Origin of the sequence: Oryzomonas rubra (genome assembly GCF_008369015.1) — a bacterium.
GTDB classification, from domain to species: Bacteria; Desulfobacterota; Desulfuromonadia; order Geobacterales; family Pseudopelobacteraceae; genus Oryzomonas; species Oryzomonas japonica.
The window spans coordinates 123782-147117 of sequence record NZ_SRSD01000004.1; the positions used below are offsets into that span (position 1 = coordinate 123782).

General features: G+C 60.4%; 26 protein-coding genes. 16 read left to right on the plus strand and 10 right to left on the minus strand.

Going from position 1 to position 23336, the window contains the following annotated elements; all coding sequences use genetic code 11:
- The first annotated feature begins 274 nt into the window (after nt 1–274).
- From ET418_RS07780 to ET418_RS07820, 9 genes are all read left to right on the plus strand, one after another.
- Nucleotides 275–859 carry a 4Fe-4S dicluster domain-containing protein gene (locus tag ET418_RS07780; protein ID WP_149307036.1) on the plus strand — a complete coding sequence of 195 codons (585 nt, stop codon included), beginning with the start codon at nt 275–277 and terminating at the stop codon, nt 857–859.
- Nucleotides 856–1743 carry a CoB--CoM heterodisulfide reductase iron-sulfur subunit B family protein gene (locus ET418_RS07785; protein WP_149307037.1) on the plus strand — a complete coding sequence of 296 codons (888 nt, stop codon included), beginning with the start codon at nt 856–858 and terminating at the stop codon, nt 1741–1743. Before ET418_RS07780 ends, ET418_RS07785 begins: the two co-directional genes overlap by 4 nt.
- Entirely contained in the window at nt 1744–3741 is a 1998-nt protein-coding gene (locus ET418_RS07790) for a CoB--CoM heterodisulfide reductase iron-sulfur subunit A family protein (RefSeq protein WP_149307038.1), read from the plus strand.
- A gap of 185 nt (nt 3742–3926) precedes the next feature.
- Entirely contained in the window at nt 3927–4424 is a 498-nt protein-coding gene (locus tag ET418_RS07795) for a hydrogenase iron-sulfur subunit (protein ID WP_149307039.1), read from the plus strand.
- Nucleotides 4425–4471: 47 nt separating this feature from the next.
- Nucleotides 4472–4855 (plus strand): GxxExxY protein, encoded by a 384-nt coding sequence (locus ET418_RS07800; protein WP_149307040.1) that lies wholly within the window; start codon nt 4472–4474, stop codon nt 4853–4855.
- Between the two features lie 53 nt (nt 4856–4908).
- Entirely contained in the window at nt 4909–5832 is a 924-nt protein-coding gene (locus ET418_RS07805) for a ferredoxin family protein (protein ID WP_149307041.1), read from the plus strand.
- A 33-nt stretch (nt 5833–5865) separates the two neighbouring features.
- Complete coding sequence (locus tag ET418_RS07810; protein WP_149307042.1) at nt 5866–6870, plus strand: 4Fe-4S dicluster domain-containing protein; 1005 nt, start codon at nt 5866–5868, stop codon at nt 6868–6870.
- A 146-nt stretch (nt 6871–7016) separates the two neighbouring features.
- Nucleotides 7017–7385 carry a hypothetical protein gene (locus ET418_RS07815; RefSeq protein ID WP_149307043.1) on the plus strand — a complete coding sequence of 123 codons (369 nt, stop codon included), beginning with the start codon at nt 7017–7019 and terminating at the stop codon, nt 7383–7385.
- A 105-nt stretch (nt 7386–7490) separates the two neighbouring features.
- A complete protein-coding gene (locus tag ET418_RS07820) occupies nt 7491–8336 on the plus strand; it encodes an FAD/NAD(P)-binding protein (RefSeq protein ID WP_149307044.1) in 846 nt (281 codons plus the stop codon).
- Between the two features lie 51 nt (nt 8337–8387).
- Here ET418_RS07820 and ET418_RS07825 read toward each other — a convergent pair whose 3' ends face one another.
- The 7 genes from ET418_RS07825 to ET418_RS18120 all read right to left on the minus strand — a co-directional run bounded on the left by ET418_RS07825 (nt 8388) and on the right by ET418_RS18120 (nt 14055).
- Nucleotides 8388–8708: a hypothetical protein gene (locus ET418_RS07825; RefSeq protein WP_149307045.1), complete on the minus strand. Its 321-nt coding sequence runs from the start codon at nt 8706–8708 to the stop codon at nt 8388–8390.
- A gap of 282 nt (nt 8709–8990) precedes the next feature.
- Nucleotides 8991–9473, minus strand: a complete 483-nt coding sequence (locus ET418_RS07830) for a thioredoxin fold domain-containing protein (protein WP_246152982.1) — start codon at nt 9471–9473, stop codon at nt 8991–8993.
- A 17-nt stretch (nt 9474–9490) separates the two neighbouring features.
- Nucleotides 9491–10678: a hybrid sensor histidine kinase/response regulator gene (locus ET418_RS07835; RefSeq protein WP_149307047.1), complete on the minus strand. Its 1188-nt coding sequence runs from the start codon at nt 10676–10678 to the stop codon at nt 9491–9493.
- Nucleotides 10678–11397, minus strand: coding sequence for a 2-C-methyl-D-erythritol 4-phosphate cytidylyltransferase (ispD, locus tag ET418_RS07840; RefSeq protein WP_149307048.1), 720 nt, complete (start codon nt 11395–11397; stop codon nt 10678–10680). Before ispD ends, ET418_RS07835 begins: the two co-directional genes overlap by 1 nt.
- On the minus strand, nt 11394–12821 hold the full coding sequence (selA, locus tag ET418_RS07845; RefSeq protein ID WP_149307049.1) for an L-seryl-tRNA(Sec) selenium transferase: 1428 nt from the start codon (nt 12819–12821) through the stop codon (nt 11394–11396). Before selA ends, ispD begins: the two co-directional genes overlap by 4 nt.
- Before the next feature lie 197 nt (nt 12822–13018).
- Complete coding sequence (locus ET418_RS07850; RefSeq protein ID WP_149307050.1) at nt 13019–13711, minus strand: GntR family transcriptional regulator; 693 nt, start codon at nt 13709–13711, stop codon at nt 13019–13021.
- 206 nt (nt 13712–13917) lie between these two features.
- Nucleotides 13918–14055, minus strand: a complete 138-nt coding sequence (locus tag ET418_RS18120) for a hypothetical protein (RefSeq protein ID WP_188055413.1) — start codon at nt 14053–14055, stop codon at nt 13918–13920.
- A gap of 3 nt (nt 14056–14058) precedes the next feature.
- On the opposite strand from ET418_RS18120, the gene ET418_RS07855 reads away from it, so the two are divergent.
- The 3 genes from ET418_RS07855 to galE all read left to right on the plus strand — a co-directional run bounded on the left by ET418_RS07855 (nt 14059) and on the right by galE (nt 16948).
- Complete coding sequence (locus ET418_RS07855; protein ID WP_149307051.1) at nt 14059–15114, plus strand: potassium channel family protein; 1056 nt, start codon at nt 14059–14061, stop codon at nt 15112–15114.
- Nucleotides 15104–15871 (plus strand): sugar phosphate isomerase/epimerase family protein, encoded by a 768-nt coding sequence (locus ET418_RS07860; protein ID WP_149307052.1) that lies wholly within the window; start codon nt 15104–15106, stop codon nt 15869–15871. The genes ET418_RS07855 and ET418_RS07860 overlap by 11 nt, the downstream gene beginning before the upstream one ends.
- Before the next feature lie 90 nt (nt 15872–15961).
- On the plus strand, nt 15962–16948 hold the full coding sequence (gene galE / locus ET418_RS07865) for a UDP-glucose 4-epimerase GalE (RefSeq protein WP_149307053.1): 987 nt from the start codon (nt 15962–15964) through the stop codon (nt 16946–16948).
- 9 nt (nt 16949–16957) lie between these two features.
- Here galE and ET418_RS07870 read toward each other — a convergent pair whose 3' ends face one another.
- Both ET418_RS07870 and arsB read right to left on the minus strand, forming a co-directional pair.
- Nucleotides 16958–17392 (minus strand): arsenate reductase ArsC, encoded by a 435-nt coding sequence (locus ET418_RS07870; protein ID WP_149307054.1) that lies wholly within the window; start codon nt 17390–17392, stop codon nt 16958–16960.
- An 83-nt stretch (nt 17393–17475) separates the two neighbouring features.
- On the minus strand, nt 17476–18543 hold the full coding sequence (gene arsB, locus ET418_RS07875) for an ACR3 family arsenite efflux transporter (protein WP_149307055.1): 1068 nt from the start codon (nt 18541–18543) through the stop codon (nt 17476–17478).
- Between the two features lie 122 nt (nt 18544–18665).
- On the opposite strand from arsB, the gene ET418_RS07880 reads away from it, so the two are divergent.
- The 4 genes from ET418_RS07880 to mutM all read left to right on the plus strand — a co-directional run bounded on the left by ET418_RS07880 (nt 18666) and on the right by mutM (nt 21618).
- Entirely contained in the window at nt 18666–19136 is a 471-nt protein-coding gene (locus ET418_RS07880) for a MarR family winged helix-turn-helix transcriptional regulator (RefSeq protein ID WP_149307056.1), read from the plus strand.
- 20 nt (nt 19137–19156) lie between these two features.
- A complete protein-coding gene (gene hgcA / locus ET418_RS07885; protein ID WP_274596129.1) occupies nt 19157–20311 on the plus strand; it encodes a mercury methylation corrinoid protein HgcA in 1155 nt (384 codons plus the stop codon).
- Between the two features lie 18 nt (nt 20312–20329).
- Nucleotides 20330–20620, plus strand: a complete 291-nt coding sequence (gene hgcB, locus ET418_RS07890) for a mercury methylation ferredoxin HgcB (RefSeq protein WP_149307057.1) — start codon at nt 20330–20332, stop codon at nt 20618–20620.
- Nucleotides 20621–20814: 194 nt separating this feature from the next.
- Nucleotides 20815–21618 (plus strand): bifunctional DNA-formamidopyrimidine glycosylase/DNA-(apurinic or apyrimidinic site) lyase, encoded by an 804-nt coding sequence (mutM, locus tag ET418_RS07895; protein ID WP_149307058.1) that lies wholly within the window; start codon nt 20815–20817, stop codon nt 21616–21618.
- A 140-nt stretch (nt 21619–21758) separates the two neighbouring features.
- On the opposite strand, the gene ET418_RS07900 is transcribed toward mutM, so the two are convergent.
- The gene (locus tag ET418_RS07900; RefSeq protein ID WP_149307059.1) at nt 21759–23336 is read right to left on the minus strand and encodes a GH3 family acyl-acid amido synthetase; all 1578 of its coding nucleotides are present in this window, start codon (nt 23334–23336) and stop codon (nt 21759–21761) included.

Sequence of the window (23336 nt, forward strand, 5' to 3'; positions counted from 1 at the left end):
ACATATTTGTGTGGCTTATGGTTTTTTATTCGCTTTCCCACGGAAAGCACTATACTGGCCGAATCCCGATGCTGGCCGCGGTATTTTTTACTCTTCCTAAACGTACCATGGCTGCCATAATTTTGGCTTGCATTTTTCAAAGCATTTGTGTAAACAATAATAACTGTATTAAATTATGTTATAAACTCCACAGTTAGACAAATTCTACGGTACGCATATCCACCAGTCAACGATCGACTGGTGGAATTTTAGTTTAACTAAAAAAGGCATTCCTGTGAAAAAGAAGAAGATGCTTCTTTCGACCGAGACCATGGACGTGGATTTCGTCCGTAAGGTCGAAGCCCTTTCAGGGACATCGGTCCGGCGCTGCTTCCAGTGTGGCAAATGTTCGGCCGGTTGCCCCATGGCCACCTTCATGGAGCATCCCCCCAACCGGGTCGTGCGACTGCTCCAGCTCGGCCAGTGGCAACGTATCCTGGCCGGCCGCTCCATCTGGTACTGCGCCTCCTGCGAGACCTGCTCCACCCGCTGCCCGAACAAGGTGCACCTGGCCTCCATCATGGACGCCCTGCGCAAGCTCTCGTGGGACGCCGAAGGGCCGTCCAAGGAGAGTTACGTGCAGTTGGCAAACCGGCTCTTCCTGCAAAACATCCGCACCTACGGCCGCCAGTACGAGATGCGTCTGGCCGCCGTGTTCAACGTCAAATCCGGTCAGTTTTTGAAGGACCTGATGCTGGGGCCCAAGCTGATCAGCAAGGGCAAACTCAAGATGTTCCACCAGAAAAACAAGAACATGACCGAGATCGAAAAGATCTTCGGCCGCATCGAGGAGATGCGTAAAAACGGGGAGGCCCTGTGACCCCCAAGAAGACCCTCAACTACGCCTACTATCCCGGCTGTTCCCTCCATGCCTCGGCCGGCGAATACGATCTTTCGACCCGGGAGCTGTTCAAGAAACTCAACATCGGCCTGACGGAGGTGCCGGACTGGTTCTGCTGCGGCGCCACCCCGGCCCACAACGTGGACGAACTGCTCTCCCTCTCCCTGTGCGCCAAGAACCTGGAACTGGCCGAACAGGTGGAGGGCGATCTGGCGGTCGCCTGCGCCGCCTGCTTCTCGCGGCTCAAGACCACCCAACACGTCCTCTCGGAAAGCGATGTCAAGCGCAGGCAGGTGGAAAAGGCCATCGACGCCCCGGTGCCCCTGACGAGCAACGTCAAACACCTGCTGGACATCCTGGCCCGCGACCTGGGGCTGGAACAGCTGGAACAGGCCGTCACCAAGCCGCTTGCCGGCCTGAAGGTGGCCTGCTACTACGGCTGTCTCCTGACCCGCCCCACCGACGTGCCGAACCTGGATTGCGTCGAGGCGCCGACCATCATGGAAGATATCCTGAAAGCGGCCGGGGCTGAAACAGTGGCCTGGAGCCACCGCATGGAATGCTGCGGCGCCAACTTCACCCTGTCGCGACCCGGCGTGGTCATCCAGCTCTCCCACGCCATCCTGGATTCGGCCAAGGAGGCCGGCGCCGACTGCATCATGGTGGCCTGCCCCCTGTGCCACGGCAACCTGGATATCCGCCAAAAGGAGATAGAGGGGGTCTACAATACCGAGTACGCCATGCCGGTTTTCTACATCACCCAACTGGTGGGCCTGGCTACCGGCCTGGGAGCGGACAAACTCGGCCTGGACGCCCTGATCGTCAACCCCATGCCGCTGCTGAAAGAGAAAGGTTTAGTGTAGATGTCCAGAATAGGCGTATTTATCTGCCACTGTGGTGAAAACATCTCCCGGACAGTCGACGTGGAACGGGTTGCGGCCCAGGTCGGCACCCTGCCCGGCGTGGCCTTCTCCACCGATTACAAATACATGTGTTCCGACCCCGGTCAGGGGCTTTTGAAAAAGGCCATCCAGGAGCAGCGGCTCTCCCACGTGGTGGTGGCGGCCTGCTCCCCCCGCATGCACGAGAAGACCTTCCGCAAGGCGGTGGAGTCGGCCGGGCTGAACCCCTTCCTCTGCGAGATGGCCAACATCCGCGAGCACTGTTCCTGGGTCCACGAGGACCGGGAAGAGGCCACCCAAAAGGCCATCGAGATCGTGGGGATGATGGTGGAGCGGGTCAAGAAAAACCGCGTGCTTCCCACCATCACCGTGCCGGTCACCAAGCGATCCCTGGTCATCGGCGGCGGCATCGCCGGCATCCAGGCCGCCCTGGACATCGCGGACTGCGGCCACGAGGTGGTGCTGGTGGAGCGGGAACCCTCCATCGGCGGGCACATGGCCCAACTCTCCGAGACCTTCCCGACCCTGGACTGCTCCCAGTGCATCATGACCCCCAAGATGGTGGACGTGGCCAATCACCCCAAAATCAAGCTCTACACCTATGCCGAGATAGAACACGTGGAAGGGTACATCGGCAACTTCCAGGTCACGGTGCGCAAGAAGGCCCGGTCGGTGGACGAGGACAAGTGCACCGGCTGCGGGGTCTGCATGACCAAGTGCCCCCAGAAGAAGATTCCCAACACCTTCGACCGGAACCTGGGCATGCGCCCGGCCATCTATGTGCCGTTCCCCCAGGCGGTGCCCAACACGCCGGTCATCGACCGGGAGAACTGCACCAAGTTCAAAACCGGCAAATGCGGGGTCTGCCAGAAGGTATGCGGCCCGGGCGCCGTGGATTACGAGCAGGAAGACCAGTTGATCGTGGAACCGGTCGGCGCCATCGTGGTAGCCACCGGCTTCGACCTCTACTCCATCGAGGAGAAGCCCAAAGGCTCCCCCATCAAGGGGTACGGGGAGTTCGGCCACGGCAAGATCCCGGACGTGATCGACGGCATGACCTTCGAGCGCCTGGCCTCCGCCTCCGGCCCCACGGGCGGCAAGATCCTCCGCCCCTCCGACGGCAGGGAACCGAAGCAGATCGTCTTCATCCAGTGCGTCGGCTCCCGGGCCCGGGAAAAGGGCATCTCCTACTGTTCCAAGATCTGCTGCATGTACACCGCCAAGCACACCATGCTCTACCACCACAAGGTGCATGACGGCCAGGCCTATGTCTTCTTCATGGACGCCCGCACGCCGGGCAAGAGCTACGACGAATTCTGGCGCCGCTCCATCGAGGAGGAAGAGGCGGTCTACATCAGGGGCATGGTCTCCCGCCTCTATCAGAAGGGTGACAAGATCGTGGTCATGGGGAGCGACATCGCCGTGGGGGTGCAGGTGGAGATCGAGGCCGACATGGTGGTGCTGGCCACGGCCGTGCAACCCCAGAAGGGAGCCGATACCCTGGCCCAGAAGCTGGGCATCTCCTACGACAAGTATAACTTCTATTCCGAGGCCCACGCCAAGCTGCGCCCGGTGGAGTGCGCCACGGCCGGCATCTACCTGGCCGGCGCCTGCCAGGGGCCCAAGGATATCCCCGACACCGTCAGCCAGGCCTCGGCCGCCGCAGCCAAGGTCATGACCCTCTTTGCCAAGGACAAGCTGGAGCGGGAGCCGATCGTGGCCCGCGTACGCGAAGCGGGCTGCGTGGGATGTTTCTACTGCCGGAAGGTCTGCCCCTACGGGGCGGTGGAGGAGAAGGAGATCCGCGACCGCCAAGGCAACCTGGTCAAGGTGGTGGCCTACGTCAACCCCGGCGTCTGCGGCGGCTGCGGCACCTGCCAGGCCACCTGCCCGTCCAAGAGCGTGGAGTTGGATGGGTATACCGATGAGCAGATAGTTGCGATGATTGAATCTTTGTAAAAACTTTAGTCTGCCACGGAGACACAGAGACACGGAGAACGTCAAAGACAAATACGAGGGGAAACAAAAGGCTTTGTAGAATTATGCTTTCAGCATTTTGCTTTACCCTTAAAAGTATTAGTATTGGTTTTCTCTCTTTTGTTTTTCCTCTGTGTCTCTGTGGCAAAACGGTTTAAGGATTTTAAATGCATCCTAAAGAAAAACACGCATTCGAACCGAAGATCATCGCCTTTGTCTGCACCTGGTGCACCTATGCCGGGGCCGACCTGGCCGGCACCAGTCGCATGCAGTACCCGGCCAACGTGCGGGTGCTCAAGTTCCCCTGCACCGGGCGCATCGATCCGGTCTTCATCCTCAAGGCATTCCAGCAGGGGGCCGACGGCGTCCTGGTGTCCGGCTGCCACCCCGGCGACTGCCACTACATTGCCGGCAACTTCCACGCCCGACGCAGGTTCGCCGCCTTCAGGAAGCTGTTGGAGTTCGTGGGGGTCGATCTGGGCCGCCTGCAATTCTCCTGGGTCTCGGCCGCCGAAGGGGGCAAATGGGTGGAGATGGTCACCGACCTGACCGAGCGGGTCAGGGCTATGGGGCCGATGCAGGAGTTCAAGGAACTGGCCCTGGAGGAGCAGTGGTCCGGGGTTATCGACACACCGGAGTTGAAGGAAGTTTATAACTCAATCTAACAGCTTTGCTCACCACAAAGACACAAAGAGCACAAAGAAAGACTCAAATGACCAGAGAAGAAATCGATTCTTTATCGAATAAGGTCATTGGAGCGCTGATTGAGGTTCACCGGTGTTTGGGACCGGGACTTCTGGAATCGGCTTACGAAGAATGTCTTTGTAGAGAGCTTGAGTTGCGAGGAATTGCATTTGAAAGGCAAGCATCATTATCCATAGCCTATAAAGGCATACAGATTGATGCAGCGTATCGAATTGACATTCTTGTCGAGAATGCCTTGATTCTTGAGTTAAAGTCAGTTGCTAAGCTTGAATCCATCCATGAAGCTCAGGTGTTAACATATTTAAATTTGAAGAATCTATGGCTGGGGCTTCTTATAAACTTCAATGTTTCTGTCCTTAAAGACGGCATCAGACGAATGGTCAATGGTTAGATCTTCTTTGTGCCCTTTGTGTCTTTGTGGTGAAACAATAAGGTGTTGAATCTATGAATGACAATCCCATCGACACAACCATCTACGCCGCCGTCACCGAGGCGATCCAGGACGAGGCACGACGTATTCTGTCGGAAGGCAGCGTCTCCGCCGTGGTCGGCTATGCAGCCGCGCGGCGTAAAGGTTCTGCCCAGCCGGTGGTCATTACTCAGGCCGACGATGCCGGTAAACTGATCTTCTCCCCCGCCTGCGTCAACAATCTGGCCGTCTACCTGACCAAGGCCAAGAAGGAGATTCCCAAGGCCGGGAAGATCGGCATCGTGGTCAAGGGGTGCGACCTAAAGGCGCTGGTGGGGCTGATGGGTGAGTCCCAGCTGAAGCGGGAGGAGTTGTACCTGATCGGCGTTCCCTGCGCCGGGGTGCTGGCCTCCACGGCCCAGCCTGCCCGGGAACTGACCGGCGACACCATCGCCCCCAAGTGCCGCGAATGCGATAACCACCTGCCCCAGGGATGCGACTTCGTGCCGGATCAGCGACCGGTCACCCTCGAGTTGGCGGGGAAATACAGCGCCGAGATCGCCCGCCTGGAGGCCATGACCCCGGCCGAGCGCTGGGCCTACTGGAAAGAACAGTTCAAAAAGTGCATCAAGTGCTACGCCTGCCGCCAGGTCTGCCCGTTCTGCTTTTGCGAGCAGTGTCTGTGCGACCGCAACAAGCCACAGATGGTGGAGACCACCCCCCGCCCGGCCGGCAACACGGCCTGGCACATCGTCCGGGCCATGCACCTGGCCGGCCGCTGCGCCGGTTGCGCCGAGTGCGAACGAGTCTGCCCCATGGACATCCCGCTCAACCTGTTGAACCGCAAGATGGCCAAGGAGTTGAAAGAACTGTACGACTACGAGGCCGGGTTCGAGGTGCGGGAAAAGGGGCCGTTGGCGATGTACGACGAGAAGGATGACCAGAGTTTTATAAAATAACTGCGGATTTACCTGCGGTGAAAAAGGTTTTACATGCACAAGTACATCTCGGAAAACAACCTGAAGGCACTCCTCGATCATTTGATTGCCGACGGCAAGCGGGTCATTGCGCCGCGCATGGATGCCGGGACGCCCCTGTACGGTCCGCTGGCGGACTCCGCCGGGATCGTGCTCGACCAACTCCCCCGCCGTTCGGCCAAGGAGACCTTTTTCCCGGTCTGCGAGGACATCATGTCCTACGACAAGGAGGGGCAGCAGGTCACCCTGAGGGATGTAAGCCCCGCAAGCTTCCCGGAGACGATCCTGGTAGGGGTGCGCCCCTGCGACGCCGCCGCGATCCCGGTTTTGGACGCCGTATTCTCCTGGGACTACAAGGACGAGTTTTTCCTGGAACGCCGCAGGAAAACCACCATCGTCGGCCTGGCCTGTACGCAAGCGGACGACGCCTGTTTCTGCACCGCCGTTGGGCTTTCCCCGGCCGATCCCAAGGGGAGCGACCTGTTCCTGACCCCGGCGGAGGGGGGCGGCTACGCCTGCGAGACTTTCACCGACAAAGGTGAGGCGTTAGTCAACAACCACGGGGAACTGTTCGCCGAACCGAACGGCGCACAGGCGCTTCCCCTGGCCGAACCGCAGACGGAGAAGTTCGACCTGAAAAAGGTCAAGGCCTGGCTGGACGACCATTTCGAAGACCCGGCCTGGGACAGCATCGCCGTGCGCTGCGTCGGCTGCGGGGCCTGCGCCTTCCTCTGCCCGGCCTGCCACTGCTTCGACATCGTGGACGAGGGGACCGAGACGGCGGGCAAGCGCCGCAAGAGCTGGGACGCCTGCGGTTTCTGGAAATTCACCCACCACGCCTCGGGCCATAACCCGCGCGACCTCCAGCCCAAGCGCTACCGCAACCGCATCATGCACAAGTTCAAGTACTACGACGACAAGTTCGGCCAGACGCTCTGCACCGGCTGCGGCAGGTGCATCCGCTTCTGCCCGGTGGGGATCGACATAGCCGCTATCGTTTCTGAGATCGGCAAGAAGTAAAACAACACCATACCCGCCACGGAGCCACAAAGGCGCAGAGATCGGCAACGGCGCGAAACAGAAGGGAAAGACACGGAGATTAAAAATGTTATCCTGGCCTTTCTCCAAGTTTCTGTGGTTCTGTGACAAAAATGAGGTTTCGAATAATGGAACGATTCATCAACATACGGCACGTCATCGCCGCCCAGATGACCACCCCGGAGGACAACCCTCTGGTATCGGACACCACCCGCATGATGGATGTGTGGTTCGGCGGCCCGGTGGTCAGGAAGCAGCTGTTCAAGAAGGTATCCAAGGTTGAGCAGGAGGCGTTCGTGACGGCGCTCCACGAGCGGGGTTTCATCCAGTCCGGCAACCTGCTGGTGGACCCGGCGGCGGTCCTGTTTGCCGAGATGGAGCATCAACTGGTGGGGGGCGTCATCACCATCGGCTTCGGCGACAACAACCGGCCGGTGGAGTTGAAGGTCAAGGCCCAGGCATTTGCGGAGATGGCCGCAAAACTACAAACATCATAAATCTGCCACAGAGACACAGAGGCACGGAGAAAACCGTAAAGCAAAATGTAAGACGCTTTTGTTTGTGGCGTTCTCCGTGCCTCCGTGGCAAAAAAGGTTTCCTGAATGTGTAATCACAGCAAGAACATCTACCTCCCCCACCTGGCCACCGTTGCCGAGGTCATCGACGAGACGCCGGATGTACGCACCCTGCGCCTGGTTTTCCAGGACGAGGCGGTCAGGGACGATTTCGCCTTCCGGGCCGGACAGTTTGCCGAGTATTCCGCCTTCGGCGCCGGCGAGTCCACCTTCTGCATCGCCTCCTCGCCGACCCGCACGGGTTATATCGAGTGCTGCTTTCGCGCCGTCGGCCGGGTGACCGAGGCCCTGCGGCGCCTGGAACCGGGAGACACCATGGGGGTGCGCGGTCCCTACGGCAACTCCTTCCCCATCGAGGAGTTCTTCGGCAAGAACCTGGTCTTCGTGGCGGGAGGCATCGCCCTGCCGCCGCTGCGCACCCTGATCTGGAACTGCCTGGATTGGCGCGACAAGTTCGGCGACATCACCATCGTCTACGGCGCCCGCACCGAGGCGGACCTGGTCTACAAGCGGGAGTTGCAGGAATGGCAGGAACGGGCAGACGTGCGGCTGGTGAAAACCGTTGATCCAGGGGGCAACGAGCCGGACTGGGACGGCAAGGTAGGTTTCGTGCCGACCATTCTGGAGGAAACGGCCCCCAGCGCAGAGAACACCATTGCCCTGGTATGCGGCCCGCCGATCATGATCAAATTCACCCTTCCGGTGCTGGAACGGCTGGGCTTCACGGACGAGCAGGTCTACACCACCCTGGAGAACCGCATGAAGTGCGGCCTGGGCAAATGCGGCCGCTGCAACGTGGGCAACGTCTATGTCTGCAAGGACGGCCCGGTGTTCACGGCGAAACAGGTCAAGGCCATGCCTGCGGAGTTTTGAACCGGACGAGCCGGGGGGCTGTCTCCCGGCTCATCTCGTGTCATGCGACCCTCAACCTCGACAACAATCCTGGATATCGTATTTTTTTGCCACAGCACCGATCCTATCCTTAAGATCCTTAATCTCGGCTTCAAGCTGGCGTACTTCAATGATCGTGGAATCGTACCCAAACAATTGGGACAACTCCATCTCCTTGATCCTCACGGCATCGGACAGCGGAGCAGTCTCCTGCTTATACTGCTGCGCGGACGGTTTATCGAAGCAGGCGCCCTCGTTGCAGCAAGACGCGGTGGTGGCGGCTGAAGCGCCCACGACGCCGGTTGAAAGCACCCCCAGCGCAACGGCAATCCCCATGACAATATTCCTTTTCATTGTGTCGTTCTCCTTTTCTTGAAAATGTGATCTGTTTGATCCGTTGTCATGGGATATCTCAATTAGCATGCCAAACCGGAGCGATCAGCATAACACGTACTAACGACTACGCTATTTCCCAACCACCCTTCTTTGCCACCGGTTGTACCGCTAACGAATATGCGACAACCTGTGGGGAAAATCCTACAGGCAGCTGTTCGGTACGGCAAACGGGCGCAAAAAAAACGGGAGCTGGCTCGTAAGCCTGCTCCCGTTGATCTAGCTGCTGAAATCTGCGCGAATCTATCTGCCCAGCGCCTCTTCGATCTTCTTCTGATCGAAGCCTTCGATAATCCTGCCGAACAGCATGAAGGTCGGCGTGGCGGAGACATTGTTCTTCTTGACGATCTCGTACTGTTCCTCCTGCAGCTTAATCCCCGCGGGCGTAATGGTAAAAGTCTGTTGGCTGTCCAATTTGCCCGACATGACGTCATGATAGGCCTTGGCCTTGTCATGCTGGGAGAGGATGAATTGGGCCTTTTCCTTCGCCTTGGGATGGCGGGGAAGCGGCCAGAAAAAGATATACTGGGTGACGTCCGTGCGCCCCGCAAAAAACTTTGCCGCCTTGCGGCAGAAGGGGCAGTCGGGATCGGTGAACTCAACGACCTTCTTGGGGCCGGAGCCGATGACGATCGCCTTGTCGAAATCGATACCCGAGGCGGACGCCGTCCCTACGTACAACACCAGGGCGGCGATCACAAACAGAACATACTTGAAACAGTTCATGAAACCTTCCTTCTTGTTCATTTTCCGGTACACTCCGTGCCGTTTAAATAGCAGGGCAACAGGATGACGAAGATACTCCCCAACCCGGCCTCGCTTTCCACCCAGATGATCCCCCCGCAGCTCTCCACCGCCATCTTGCAGAACGCCAGCCCCAGCCCGGCACCGCCGCGCTCCCGGCCGACGCCGCTGCGCGACTGGACATACCGTTCGAAGATGCGCCCCAGGTCGTCCGGCGGGATACCGCTGCCGGTGTCGCGAATGCTCACCTGCACGAAACAATCTTTCTCCGCAAAGCCATCGGGTACCGTCACATAGCTTGGCAGTCGCGTCCAAGGGACCTCAGCGCCTTTCAGGCAACGGCAGGACACCACGATCTCGCCCCCCTCGGGGGTAAATTTGACGGAGTTTGCCAGCAGGTTGGCGATAACCCGGCTGAAAGCGTTTTTGTCGACGGCAATCCTGGGCGTTTCATGGGAAAGCCGTTCCCTCAGCCTGATGCCGTCGTGCTCGGCAATCCGCGTGAAGCGCCGCGTACCCCCCCGCAGGATTTCCACGGCGCTGTACGCGGCGATCTTCATCTGCATGCGGCCCGCCTCGAAGCGATGGATGTCCAGTAGGTTGTCGATCATGGCAATGACTTCATTGCAACTGTCGATGGCCGCGTGGAGATACTCCGCCTGCTCCTGGTTCACCGTCCCAAGCCGCCCCTCGCGTATGATGTCGATGGAGCCAATCACGGCGGTCAGGGGGTTTTTCATATCGTGGGAGAGCATGGAGACGAAATCGTCCTTTTCCTGCTCGAGGCGCTGTTTTTGCAACAACACGCGCCGGTTGGTCATGGCGCGCATGACCCGCTGGAGCATATCGTCCATGGCGAAAGGCTTGGAGAGGTAATCCACGCACCCGGCCTTCATGCACTCAACCGCCAGGTTTTCGTTGCCGTGGGCGGTCATCATGATGGCCGCCGTATCCTTGCCCGATTCGCGGATATGGCTGAGCACTTCGATTCCATTGGCCTTGGGCAGCCTGATATCCAAGAGCGCCAGGGAGTAGTCATCCCCGTCCAGCATGCCGATGGCCGCTTCCCCGTCCCTCGCCCAGACAGCGGCGAAGCCGGCCTCCTGGAGTTGCAGCACGATAAGTTTCGCACTATCGGCCTGAGCGTCCACTACCAGGATCTTTTCGGAAGGCTGCTGTGCGGCCATCAGAGAGCTCCATTCTGTCCGCTACCGGCCAGGAACGCCTCGGCCAGAACAATATCTTCGGGCGTCGTAATTTTGATGTTGCGATAGTCCCCGCGTACAATGCGGACCGCGCCGCCGCGCCTCTCAATCAGGGAGGCGTCGTCGGTCCCCGTGAATCCTTCCTGTTCCGCCGCCAGATGTGCTGCGTAGATGACGCCAAAACGGAACGCCTGGGGGGTCTGGGCCTGCCAGAGGGTTTCCCGGTCCGGGGTTGCGATGACGAATCCGTCCCGGACGGTTTTGATAGTATCCTTGGCCGGAACCGCCACCAGGGCGCCGTCGCAGGCGCGGGCCACAGCAATGGATTCCTGCAGTAGTTCAGGGCTAATGAGCGGCCTGACCCCGTCGTGGATCAATACGACGTCATGCTCCCCCATCCGTCCCTGAAGCGCCCGCAACCCGTTCATGACCGAGTTCTGCCGTTCCTTGCCGCCCGGCACGATGTCCACAACCTTGCGGAACCCGTAGGCATCAACCACATGTTCGCGGCAGTAGGGGATCTCGTCAGCCGGAGTCACCAGGAGGATACCGTCGATACAGGGGGCGTTTTCAAATACGGAGATGGTCCGGGCCACGATCGGCATGCCTGCCAGTTGCAGGTACTGTTTGTTGATGGAAGCGCCCATGCGCTTGCCCATGCCGGCGGCCGGGATCACGGCAAAGGTTCTGGAAGTTGTCATTGGTCTCCCCCTGACAATGAGGCCGCCGCCTCGCCGAGCGCGAGCGCCAGGCCGGGAAGGTCGTGGTCGAGGATGGTGCGCACATCCAGCAGAAACCGGTCCCGCTGGATACGACCCACGACCGGGATCGATGTCCGGCGGAGGCCCTGTTCGATCTGCTGCACGGAGGCGCCGGCAATGCGCACCTCAATGAGGCTTGTGGGCAGGCGAAGCAGGGGCAGCGATCCCCCGCCGGCGCTCGACTCCCCCGGTTGTTTCGCCAGGGTGACCGTTTTGGGGAGGCGGCGGCGCAGCATACCGAGGATGCGGTCGGCCCGCCGCGACAGATCTGCGGGGGTGGCCGTCAGCATAGACAGCGTCGGGATCTCGCGGATTGCGCGCCGCTCGTCGCGGTAGAGCCGCAACGTGGCCTCCAGTGCCGCCAGGGAGAGCTTGTCCATACGCAGGGCGCGCAGGAGGGGGTGGCGTTTCATGGGCGCCACGAGGTCCCGGCGCCCGGCGATGATCCCGGCCTGGGGACCGCCCAAGAGCTTGTCGCCGCTGAAGGTCACCACGTCGGCACCTGCGGCCAGGTAGCGGCGGATGGTCGACTCCCCGGCAATGCCGTAGGGGGCCAGATCGATCAGACAACCGCTGCCGGCATCCACCATGACCGGGACCCCGGTCTCGCGCCCCAGGGCCGACATCTCTTCCACCGTAACCTCGGCAGTGAAGCCGACCACGGCAAAATTGCTGGTATGCACCTTGAGCAACAGTGCCGTGGCATCGTTGATCGCAGCACGGTAGTCCCGGGGATGGGTGCGGTTGGTCGCACCGACCTCTACCAGATGGGCTCCGCTCTGGAGCATCACCTCGGGAATGCGGAACGACCCGCCGATCTCCACCAACTCACCACGGGAGACGATCACGTCCCGCCCCTGGGCCAGGGACGATAGGGCCAGGATGACCGCGGCGGCATTGTTGTTGACCACCAGGGCGGCCTCGGCACCGGTCAGCTCACAGATCAGTCCCTCCACATGGACGTAGCGGGTGCCCCGCTCGCCGGCGGCGAGGTCGAACTCAAGGTTTGAATAGCCGCGGGAGGCCCGGTGGATGGCCTCTTCAGCGGCGGCGGCCAAGGGTGAGCGCCCCAGGTTGGTATGAATCACCACGCCGGATGCATTGACGACCTCCCGCAGGCTGGGCGTGGAACGCTGATCAAGCTCGGCCCCCACCAGAGAGACGACCCGCTCCTCGGAAAAATCGACGGGATCGCCGTTTCGAACGGCAGAGCGCAACCGGTCCAGCACCGAACGTATGGCTGCAAGCAGTTCCGGACGCTGATGCGAAGCCGCAAGCGGCGCCATCAGGTCCCATGACAGGACACGGTCAACCTTCGGTATATGCCTCAATGTCTCTTTTTGCACAGTGGCGACCTTGATCATGGTGTACTACGGGATTGTGGATAAAACTGGAATATAACCAGGATATACTACAGAGAAACAGAGTTGATTAAATCATACAAATGGGGAAAGTGCAAAAGGAATCAGGGGATAGCAGACAAGGGAGACTACGGGGGTGGCACAGCCACGGGAGAATATCTGCGCCGGTTCCGGGCACTGCCCGCCTGGAACGCCCTTTGTCAAAGGTCCATCGGCATGGCGTCGGACGGGGAAAAAACCGCAATGCCGCAATCCATGAGCGCCTTGCCGCCGTACACGGCATTCTTGCGCACCAGCGTCTCGGCGGCCTCAGCATCTTTGCGGCGGAAGGCTTCGATGATCTTTTCGTGTTCCTGCACCGAGCTTTCCATGCGGCCGGGCAGGGAGAGCGACATGAGACGCAGCCGCTGAAAGCGGGTCACCAGGCTGTTGATGAGTTCGCGAAGTTTCTCGTTGTCCGCGGCCTTGATGAAGACGTCGTGAAAATCGTTGTGGATCTTGAAAAAGGCCTTGATATCGTTATGCGCAGCTAGTTCCGCCAGACGGTCATTGATAGATTGCAGCCGGTCCAACTCCTTGGGGGTCAGTTTCTCGCAGGCCCGACTGGCGGCATACCCTTCCAGGATGCTCTTTATGGCGTAGAACTCTTCAACGTCCTTCTCGCTGAAGTCGCTGACCACCGCCCCCCTGCGGGGGATTACCGTCAGGTATCCTTCCGATTCCAATTGGCGGAAGGCCTCACGGATGGGGGTCCGGCTGATGCCGTAGCGTTCGGCCAGATCCGGCTCCGAGACCCGGCTGCCGGCCTTGAGAGCCCCAGAGATGATGGCGTCGCGGATATTTTCCAGTATCTTTTCCCGCAGGGTGAGGTGTTTTTCCATCGGTTTTTTCATGGATGGCCGGACTCCGGAACAGTTTTTACGTATTGTATACAGTATGCACCATTTGTCAACCGTAACCTTACGGTATTGCAGTTTTTTGCATGTTTGGCATCACTAAAAAATGATTTTGACCCACTTATTGGCGCAGGAGACACTCTCGGCATGGGGAGGAAAAGAATAATCATCCTTGAATTTTACGGGCTCTGCGGGTAATCTTCTTAAAATTTGGCAGGTTGCTGAAAATCGTCATGGCCCGGCCGTTGCGTACCGATCGGCACGTTGGGTTCCTGAACGAACTGCGACGCCGCAGAACGGCCTCGCAGTGGATTTTCAACAACCTGCTTGAGGAGATTCATGGAATGGACCCTGTCAGGCACCTGAAAATATCCGTGTTGGTGCTCCTGCTCTTGGTATCGGCGGGCACCACCGGCTTTATGACCATCGAAAAGTGGCAACCGCTCGATGCCCTCTACATGACGGTCATCACCCTGAGCACCGTGGGGTTTCGGGAGATACACGATCTGTCCGACGGCGGCAAGATCTTCACCATGTGCCTGATCGTGGTGGGGGTGAGCGTCCTGGGCTACATCGTCGGCAGCTTGGCCCAGATCATGTTCGAGGGTCAGATTCAGCGGGTTATCGGGAGGAAAAAAGTGGAGAAGATGATCGAAGCGCTCAATGACCATTACATCATCTGCGGCTTCGGCCGGATCGGCTCACTGATCTGCAAGGAGTTCAAGGCCAATGGCCTTAAGTTCGTGGTGGTGGAAAAGGACGGCGACACCCTTGAGAAGATCAAGGAGGAAAGCTACCTGCACATGAGAGGCGACGCCACCCAGGACGAGAGCCTGCTCAAGGCCGGGATAAAACGGGCCAGGGGGCTCATCTCGGTGGTCACCTCCGATACGGAGAATGTCTACATCACCCTGACCGCCCGCGGCCTCAATCCCGACCTGTACATCCTGGCCCGCTCCGGCGAGGAGGGTTCGGACATCAAACTCAAACGGGCCGGGGCCAACAAGGTGGTTTCCCCCTACCTCATCGGCGGCAGCAGGATGGCCCAGTCGGTGCTGCGCCCCAACGTGGTCGATTTCATCGAAATCGCCACCGGCAGCGAGCATATGGATCTGCAGATGGAGGAGATCACCATCCCCCATCACTCCGCCTTTGTGGGGGAAACCCTGGTCAGCTCGGGATTCCGCAAGGAGATCGGCGTCATCATCGTCGGCATCAAAAAGACCCACGGCAAGATGGTTTTCAACCCCCATTCCCAGGCCAAGATCGAGGGGGGCGACACCCTGATCATCCTGGGTGAGCCGGGTGCCATCACCAAGCTGGACGACCTGGTGGCGCGACCTGCCACGGATGAGGTTATAAAACAACACCGGAGAGAGCACAGCGACCATGAAAAATAAGATTCACGCCCACGTCCCCTACCCCCAGCTTTCCGAACACCTGGCCTATCTGGTGGAGCGGCGCATCAACCCCGAGATCTATCTGCCGGCCGAGGCCCTGGACCGCATGGTTTGGGAAGAGCTGGGCGTCCAGGCCCAAACCCTTCATTCGGCGGGGCTTGCCGTTACCATCCATTCCCCCTTCATGGACCTGAACCCGGGCGCCCTGGACGCCAGCATCCGGGAAGCGACCCGGCGGCGCATCAGGCAGGTATTCAAGGCGGCGGAACTGCTGCGGCCGCGGGTGATCGTGGTGCACCCCGGTTTCGACGAATTGCACTACGGCGAGAACCGGCTGGTGTGGCTGAACAACAGCATCGACTTCTGGCGGGAATTCGTCCCCTGCGCCAAGGAACTGGACACGGTCCTGGCCGTAGAAAATATCTTCGAAAGAGAACCCTCCACCCTGCGGGCGCTCCTGGAAAGCATCGATGCCCCTTGCTTCCGGCACTGTTTCGACGTGGGGCACTGGAACATGTTCACCACCGTGCGGATGGAGGAGTGGTTTGCCGAACTCGGCCCGTACATCGGCGAAAGCCATATCCACGACAACCACGGCCAGACCGATGAGCACCTGCCCCTGGGCGATGGGGAGATCGACTTCGACCTGTTCTTCGGCCTGCTGAAGCATTACGCACCCGACGCCGTCTGGACCATCGAGGCCCACAGCATCGAACACCAGCAACAGGCGCTAAAGAACATCGAAAAATACCTGTGAGACGTGAATGGTGAATCGTGAAAGAAGAAAATTCACCATTCACGGTTTACTATTCACGTTTCACCATTCACGCTTTTCAAAGGAGTTCCCATGCCTGAAACCATTCTCGTAAGCGGAGGCTGCGGCTATATCGGCAGCCACGTCGTCCGTCAACTCAGCGAAGCGGGACGCAAGGTCGTTGTCTACGACAACCTCTCCACCGGATCCCGCGACGCCCTGCTCCACGGCGAAGAACTGATCGTGGGTGACCTGGCCGACCGCCAGACTCTGGAGGCGGCCTTTGAGCGCCACAGATTCACCACGGTCCTGCACTTTGCCGCCTCCATCGTGGCCCCGGAGTCGGTCTCCCAGCCGCTCAAGTACTACGGCAACAACACTCGCAACACCTTGGGACTCTTGGAGACGTGCACGAAGTTCAAGGTGCAGCGCTTCATCTTTTCCAGCACCGCCGCGGTCTACGGCATCCCCGACGGCGGGGCGGCCTCCGAGGAGAGCACCCTGGCCCCCATCAACCCCTACGGCACCTCGAAGCTGATGAGCGAATGGATGCTGCGGGACACCTCTGCCGCCCACGGCATGCAGTACGTGGCCCTGCGCTACTTCAACGTGGCCGGCGCCGACCCCCAGGCCCGCATGGGACAGCGCACCCCCGAGGCGACCCACCTGATCAAGGTGGCCTGTCAGGCCGCCCTGGGGTTGCGGGAGAGCGTTTCCATCTACGGCACCGACTACCCGACCCCGGACGGCAGCGGCATCCGCGACTACATCCATATCGAAGACCTGGCGGCCGCCCACCTCTGCGCCTTGCAGTACCTGGAAAAGGGTGGCGAGCCCACCGCCATGAACGTCGGCTACGGCCGGGGGGGCAGCGTGCGGGAGGTGCTTGCGATAGTAAAGGAGGTCAGCGGGGTGGATTTCAAGGTGGTAGAGGCGGAGCGCCGTCCCGGCGACCCGGCCTCGCTGGTGGCCAAGGCCGATAAAATCAGACGGCTGACCGGTTGGCAGCCCCGGCATGATGATCTGCGGACGATTATCGCCGACGCCTGGAGGTGGGAGAGCAAACTGGCGGGCAGGTAGAGATCATGGTTATGGCGCCGTGTGCTCCACAAGGAGTTCCACGGCGGCCTTTACCGCATCCCGAATCCTGCGGACCTCCGCCAGCTTCTGTTCATGCGTTCCCTCCAGCGCCGCCGGATCTTCGAAACCCCAGTGGAGCCTCCTGGTGATGCCGGGAAAGACAGGGCATCTCCCGGCACCGGCATCATCGCACACGGTAACGACATAATCGAAGAGCATCCCGCCCTTGAAAAAATCAAAAACGCCTTTTGTCTGATTGGCAGAGATATCTATACCCACCTCAACCATAGCCTCCACCGCCAGTGGATTGAGTGTGCCCGGCTCCAATCCTGCACTTTGCGCCTCAAAACGATCACCGGCCAAGTGGTTGAGAAACGCTTCGGCCATCTGGCTGCGGGCGCTGTTGTGGACACACACAAAAAGCACCTTGATCTTTTTTTCCATGAACTATATCCCCTCTTTCACTGGTGTTGTGAGAGCTTACAAAAAGCGGACGAAGGGCACGTTACCGGCCGGACACGATGGCGTTACAGATCCCGTGACGGGACATCGGTGGTGAACATGCGCTTTTGAAACCAGAAGGCAACGTTGACCAGGCCGATCATCACCGGCACCTCCACCAGCGGCCCGATCACGGCGGCAAAAGCGGCTCCGGAATTGATCCCGAACACCGCCACCGCCACGGCGATGGCCAGCTCGAAGTTGTTGCTGGCAGCGGTGAAAGCCAGGGTGGTGGTCTTGCCGTAGTCGGCCCCCAGCCGCTTGCCCATCCAGAACGATACCAGAAACATGACCACAAAGTAGATCAGGAGCGGAATGGCGATGCGCAGCACGTCCAGGGGCAGTTGCACGATCAGCTGCCCCTTGAGGCTGAACATGACTACGATGGTGAAGAGCAGCGCCACCAGGGTGATGGGGCCGATCCTGGGGACGAAGTTCGCGTGGTAGCGTTCCTTGCCCACCAGTTTCAGGCCGACCAGACGGGTCAGGGCCCCGGCGATGCAGGGAATACCCAGGTAGATGAAGACGCTCTTTGCAATCTGGGCGATACTCACATCCACCACCACCCCTTTGAGGCCGATCAGCGGCGGCAGTACGGTGATGAAAAACCAGGCATAGACGCTGTAAAACAGCACCTGAAAGATGCTGTTGAAGGCCACCAGGCCGGCGGCGTACTCGGTGTTGCCCTTGGCCAGCTCGTTCCAGACGATCACCATGGCGATGCAGCGCGCCAGGCCGATCATGATCAATCCCACCATGTACTCCGGCTTGTCCGGCAGAAAGACCGCCGCCAGCACGAACATCAGCACCGGCCCGATAAACCAGTTCTGCACCAGCGACAGCCCCAGCACCTTCCCGTTTCGGAAGACCTGGGGCATCTCCTCGTACTTCACCTTGGCAAAAGGGGGATACATCATCAGGATCAGCCCCGCGGCAATGGGGATATTGGTGGTGCCGACCTGAAAGCTGTTGATGAAGCCCTCCACTCCCGGCACGAACCAGCCGAGCCCCACCCCCAGCGCCATGGCGGCGAAGATCCACAGGGTCAGCCAGCGGTCGAGAAATGAAAGTTTCCGGGATACGTGTTCGCCCATGGTATGCGCTCCTGAAATCGAGATCGAGATTGGTCCATAACCGAGCCTGTCACCATGATGTACATAATTTAGTTGCAAAATGCAAATAAATTATGTAGCGTTATTTTTCAGGAGAACATTGAATGGGATCAATCAGGGAAGAACTACAGGTATTCGTGCGCCGTTTCGGCCTGCTGAATGCGTCCTGCTGCGACGAATGCTGCGGCGAGCAGGTGTCCATGGTGCAGAGTCACATCCTGTTCGAGATCAGGAGGATGGGCCAGCCTTCCATGCAGCAGGTGGCCGAGGAGTTGGGCATGGACGTCACCACCTTCAGCCGCCAGGCCAAGGGCCTGGAAGGGAAAAACCTCATCACGCGGCAGGTTTCGCCCGACGACCGGCGGGTAAACCTCTTGGGGTTGACCGACGGCGGGAGCGAGGTCCTGAAAAAGATCGACCGTTACATGGCGGCAACACTTGAACGGGTCTTCTCCCACATGAGCGGCTTCGAGCGGGATACGGTGGTCAGGTCGCTGGAACTCTTGAACGAGGCCGTGGCCAAGGCCGGCGATGACGCTTCACAGCAGGAGGGCAAAATTGCATGTTGCAACTAAACGACGGAACAGGCGGCCCCATGAAGATCAAGAGCATCCGCAGGGCCACGGAGGTGGAGCGCACCCCGGCTGCCACCGCTTGCGGCGACGTCTCCGGTGACGGCTTGGAAAAGCCCCCTTGTTGAGGGCCCCCAACCTCCGCCGGGGGCGGAGCGATTACGGACAAGGTGCCCGGTTTCATTGAATGGCTGGAGACCCCGGTCGGGCGGGTACCTAGGATCACGTCGGGGCTTGGGTTCAAAGACCACCTGGGCGCCTGCAAGGTCCGTTGGGGCATCGGCCGCATGAGCTACATGGTGCCGCCCGGCCTCTACGCCATCGGCCGACCGACGCCGGAAGACCCGGTGCTGGTGACCGCCAACTACAAGATGAGTTACGACATCATCCGTCATACACTCTCGGGGCGCAACCTCTGGCTCTTGGTGTTGGAGACCTACGGCATCAACGTCTGGTGCGCGGCCGGCAAAGGCACTTTCGGCACCGGCGAAGTGGTGCGCCGGGTCACGGCCACCGGCCTGGCCCGGGTCGTCAACCACCGCCGCCTGATCCTGCCGATCCTGGGGGCGCCCGGCGTGGCGGCCCACCAAGTAGCCCGGCGCTGCGGCTTTTCGGTCAGCTATGCCGCCATCCGGGCCGCCGACCTGCCCGAGTATCTGGACAACGGCATGGTCACCACCCCGGCCATGCAGCAGTTGACCTTCACCCTCTACGAGCGGCTGGTGCTGGTGCCGGTTGAGTTGGTCATGGCCCTCAAATCCGCCGCCATCATCGCAGGTGTCGTGTTTCTGCTCGTAGCCGCACTGGGCGGCCTCACGGCGGGCATCACGACCCTTATCGCCTATGTGGGCGCGGTCGTGACCGGGACCGCCATCGGGCCACTGCTCCTCCCCTGGCTCCCCGGCAAAAGCTTTTCCGTCAAGGGTGTCGTCGCCGGGCTGATCTGGAGCGGGGCATTCTATCTTCTTGCCGACGGCCCTGCCTGGGGCATACCGGCGACTGTTGCGCTCTTTCTGGCGTTGCCCGCGGTGAGCGTTTTCCACACTCTCAACTTTACCGGGTGCAGCACCTATACCTCCCGTTCGGGGGTGAAGAAGGAGATGCGTATCGCCTTGCCTGCCATGGGTGGCGCGCTGCTGGTGAGCGTGGTCTTGCTGTTGGTGGGAAGATTTCTGTAAGCACCAAAGGAGCGAGTGATGAAAGGCTTCCGATATTTGCAAAACGTGGTCACCCTGGAACTTGACCAGGCAGCCTGCATCGGCTGCGGCAGGTGCCTGGAGGTCTGCCCTCACCAGGTATTCTCCCTGGCGGAGAAGAAGGCCTCCCTCGCGGACCGGGACGCCTGCATGGAGTGCGGCGCCTGCGCCCTCAACTGCCCGGTCAAGGCCATCACGGTGGATGCCGGGGTCGGCTGCGCCTCAGGGATGATCAATGAGTGGCTCCAGGAACGCAAGCTGCGCGCGCCGAGCGGAAACTGCTGTTCCTGATCACTTTGGCTTAGCGGTTCAAATGTTTTTAGGTTTAACAAATCTGTAGAAAAACCGAGGTTGTTCAAAAATAGCCAGATCGTCGCACCCGCAGAACGCCCTGAGGAGGCGTAGCAGCGCTACGCCGCACGAAAGGGCTTTTGAGGACGGCGGCGAGATGGCTGTTTTTCAACAACCTCTTAATGGAGGTGGTGGTGCCGGAACTCCCCGAGGTGGAACTAACCCGACGCAGGCTGGAACCGGATCTGACGGGCAAGAGGATCGAGCGGGTGGAGGTGCGGGTGCCGAAGCTTCGCCTCCCCATTCCCGAAGAACTGGCAACGGTCCTGCCGGGGCGGACCATCCGCTCCGTGGCACGGCGGGGCAAGTACCTGCTGTTCGACTGCGAGGCCGGCTGGCTCATCATCCACCTGGGCATGACCGGCTTTCTCCGGTTCCTCCCCGAACCGGCCCCTCCGGGAAAGCACGACCATCTCAATATCCTCTTTGGCGACGGCTCGCTGCTCCGCTTCCACGACCCGCGCAAATTCGGCACCGTGGCCTGGACCACGGCCGTCCCGACGGGGCATCCGCTCCTGGCCGGGATCGGCCCGGAACCGCTTACCCCCGCCTTCGACGGCGACTACCTCTTCCAGGCGAGCCGTTCCCGCAGGGTTGCGGTGAAGCAGTTCATCATGAACGCGGCAACGGTTGCCGGGGTCGGCAACATCTACGCCAACGAGGCGCTGTTCCGCGCCGCCCTCCGCCCCGACCGGGCCGCCTCCTCCCTCTCCCTTCCGGAGTGCGAGCGGCTGGCCCTCACCATTCAAGAGGTGCTGCAGGAGTCCATCGACCAGGGAAGCACCTACCGGGTGGCGGAGGATTCGGTCGCCTACCACCCCCTGGAGTTTGCCGTGTATGGCCGCGGCAAGGGGAGGTGCGCCCGTTGTAACGGGGCCCTGGAAGAGATCCGGCTGGGGAACCGGAGTACCGTCTTCTGTCCCCGCTGCCAACGGTAGACCTCGGATCGAGGCCGTACGACGCCCACACACTCCCGCATCTCCAGGAAGTCGCAAAGAATCCACCGAAACGCGATGCACCAACGCAAAAAGGGCTGCCGGTCGGCCAGCCCTCGCGGTTTCAGACTTGAATGGCCGTTTCAACCTCGCCCGACATACTCCCGCAGGCTGGCGATCATGGACGAATCAGGGGTCGGATCGATGTGCGGTATCTTGGTCTGTCCACCCAATTTGCCCCGCACCGTTTTGGACCACTCGTAGATCGTCCCCTCCCCCGCCGTCAGCACCTGGGGTGGATTGATGCGTCCCTGGCTGCGGAAGGTGGCATAATCCGCGTTCATGCCACACAGGGCGGCATCCAGCAAATGGGCGGCCTGTTCCCAGTTTCCCTCATCCGTCGTGGCCAGGACCCAGACATGCCGTCGGGCCTGCACGTCGGCCCCCACCATGAACTCCCGCACGCTCCATCTCCCAAAGGTATTCAGTTCCGCAATGGCCCGTTCCACCTCCCCTTGGGTCACCTTTTCCTCCAGCTTGTCCAGAAAACGGTCTCGGCCGGTGAACTCGATGAAGTGCGGGGCAAGGGAGGTAAAACGGATGGTGTCACCGATGTGGTAGCGCCACAGTCCGGAACAGGTACTGAGTATCACGGCATAACGCTGTCCCACCTGCACCTGTTCCAGGGGGATCGCCTCGGCATTTCTCGCCGGCCTCCCCCGCTCGTCCAAATCCTCGAAACGCACGAACTCGAAGAACGCCCCGTAGAAGGGGGTCAGGCGCATCTGCGCGTCCCCCTGGTGCTGGAAGGCCATGAAGGCCTCGGAGGAGGGGAGCAACTCCAGCAGGTTGGGGAGCCGGTCGTGGAACAGTGCCTCGAACTCGCTGCGATAGGGCTTGATGCTGGTGCCGCCGTGGATGATCAGCTCCAAGTGCGGCAGCAGTTCGCCGAGCGGCCTGCCACCCAGTTCGGCGCAACGCTTCAGGAGCAGGATGATCCAGGGGGGCACGCCGGAGATGACCCGGATGTCCGGGTCGCCCAACAGCAGTTCGGCCATGGCCTGGAGCTTCTCCTCCCAGGGGAGGGCCGACACATGGGCCTGGGGCTCCACGAAGGGGTCGAGCCAGCGGGGCCGGAAGCGGAGCGTGAGAGCGCTCATGTCGCCGGAGCAGATACCGGCACCCATGTCGTTCAGCTCAGTGGAGCCGGACATGTACAGGATCTTGCCGGAGCCGATACGCGATGCCCTTTGGGTGGCCAGATAGCAGGCGATCATGTCCGTGGCAGCCCTGCGGTTTTCCTGGAACATCTGGTCGGAAAAGGGGATGTACTTGGTCGGAGCGGTGGTGCCGGAGGTTTCGCAAAACATGCGCACCCTGCCGGGCCAGGTGACGTCATCCAGGCAAATCCGCTTTCTGCCGTCAAGGCCGGTGCGGCAACCGGCCTGGAAATAGTCGTTCCAGAAATCCTGGTAGGTACGGATCGGCACCAACTGCTGGAACCGCGCATAGGCTTGATCATAGGGGAGGCGCGCCAGGACCGGGAAGTCGTGGTCGCGGCCGAAGCGGGTCCCGGCTGCCGTGCAGACGAGGTATTGGAAAATCGCTTGCTGGGCCGCGAGCGGGTCGCGCTGTTGAAAACGCTGGGCCCGGAGGGCCGCCGACCGCTTGATCAGCCCCTGAACGGGCCGCGTTCGTAATGCCTGTTTGAGAAGGGCCAT

Coding starts and splice junctions, on each gene's coding strand:
- ET418_RS07795 (WP_149307039.1), top strand. CDS start 3,927: ATGCATCCTAAAGAAAAACACGCATTCGAACCGAAGATCATCGCCTTT.
- ET418_RS18120 (WP_188055413.1), bottom strand. CDS start 14,055: ATGAATCTCCTCAAGCAGGTTGTTGAAAATCCACTGCGAGGCCGTTCT.
- ET418_RS07880 (WP_149307056.1), top strand. CDS start 18,666: ATGGGATCAATCAGGGAAGAACTACAGGTATTCGTGCGCCGTTTCGGC.
- ET418_RS07815 (WP_149307043.1), top strand. CDS start 7,017: ATGGAACGATTCATCAACATACGGCACGTCATCGCCGCCCAGATGACC.
- ispD (WP_149307048.1), bottom strand. CDS start 11,397: ATGACAACTTCCAGAACCTTTGCCGTGATCCCGGCCGCCGGCATGGGC.
- ET418_RS07810 (WP_149307042.1), top strand. CDS start 5,866: ATGCACAAGTACATCTCGGAAAACAACCTGAAGGCACTCCTCGATCAT.
- ET418_RS07900 (WP_149307059.1), bottom strand. CDS start 23,336: ATGGCCCTTCTCAAACAGGCATTACGAACGCGGCCCGTTCAGGGGCTG.
- ET418_RS07820 (WP_149307044.1), top strand. CDS start 7,491: ATGTGTAATCACAGCAAGAACATCTACCTCCCCCACCTGGCCACCGTT.
- ET418_RS07790 (WP_149307038.1), top strand. CDS start 1,744: ATGTCCAGAATAGGCGTATTTATCTGCCACTGTGGTGAAAACATCTCC.
- hgcB (WP_149307057.1), top strand. CDS start 20,330: ATGAAAGGCTTCCGATATTTGCAAAACGTGGTCACCCTGGAACTTGAC.
- ET418_RS07835 (WP_149307047.1), bottom strand. CDS start 10,678: ATGGCCGCACAGCAGCCTTCCGAAAAGATCCTGGTAGTGGACGCTCAG.
- ET418_RS07860 (WP_149307052.1), top strand. CDS start 15,104: ATGAAAAATAAGATTCACGCCCACGTCCCCTACCCCCAGCTTTCCGAA.
- ET418_RS07850 (WP_149307050.1), bottom strand. CDS start 13,711: ATGAAAAAACCGATGGAAAAACACCTCACCCTGCGGGAAAAGATACTG.
- ET418_RS07855 (WP_149307051.1), top strand. CDS start 14,059: ATGGACCCTGTCAGGCACCTGAAAATATCCGTGTTGGTGCTCCTGCTC.
- ET418_RS07870 (WP_149307054.1), bottom strand. CDS start 17,392: ATGGAAAAAAAGATCAAGGTGCTTTTTGTGTGTGTCCACAACAGCGCC.
- ET418_RS07805 (WP_149307041.1), top strand. CDS start 4,909: ATGAATGACAATCCCATCGACACAACCATCTACGCCGCCGTCACCGAG.
- ET418_RS07825 (WP_149307045.1), bottom strand. CDS start 8,708: ATGAAAAGGAATATTGTCATGGGGATTGCCGTTGCGCTGGGGGTGCTT.
- galE (WP_149307053.1), top strand. CDS start 15,962: ATGCCTGAAACCATTCTCGTAAGCGGAGGCTGCGGCTATATCGGCAGC.
- selA (WP_149307049.1), bottom strand. CDS start 12,821: ATGATCAAGGTCGCCACTGTGCAAAAAGAGACATTGAGGCATATACCG.
- ET418_RS07800 (WP_149307040.1), top strand. CDS start 4,472: ATGACCAGAGAAGAAATCGATTCTTTATCGAATAAGGTCATTGGAGCG.
- ET418_RS07830 (WP_246152982.1), bottom strand. CDS start 9,473: ATGAACTGTTTCAAGTATGTTCTGTTTGTGATCGCCGCCCTGGTGTTG.
- arsB (WP_149307055.1), bottom strand. CDS start 18,543: ATGGGCGAACACGTATCCCGGAAACTTTCATTTCTCGACCGCTGGCTG.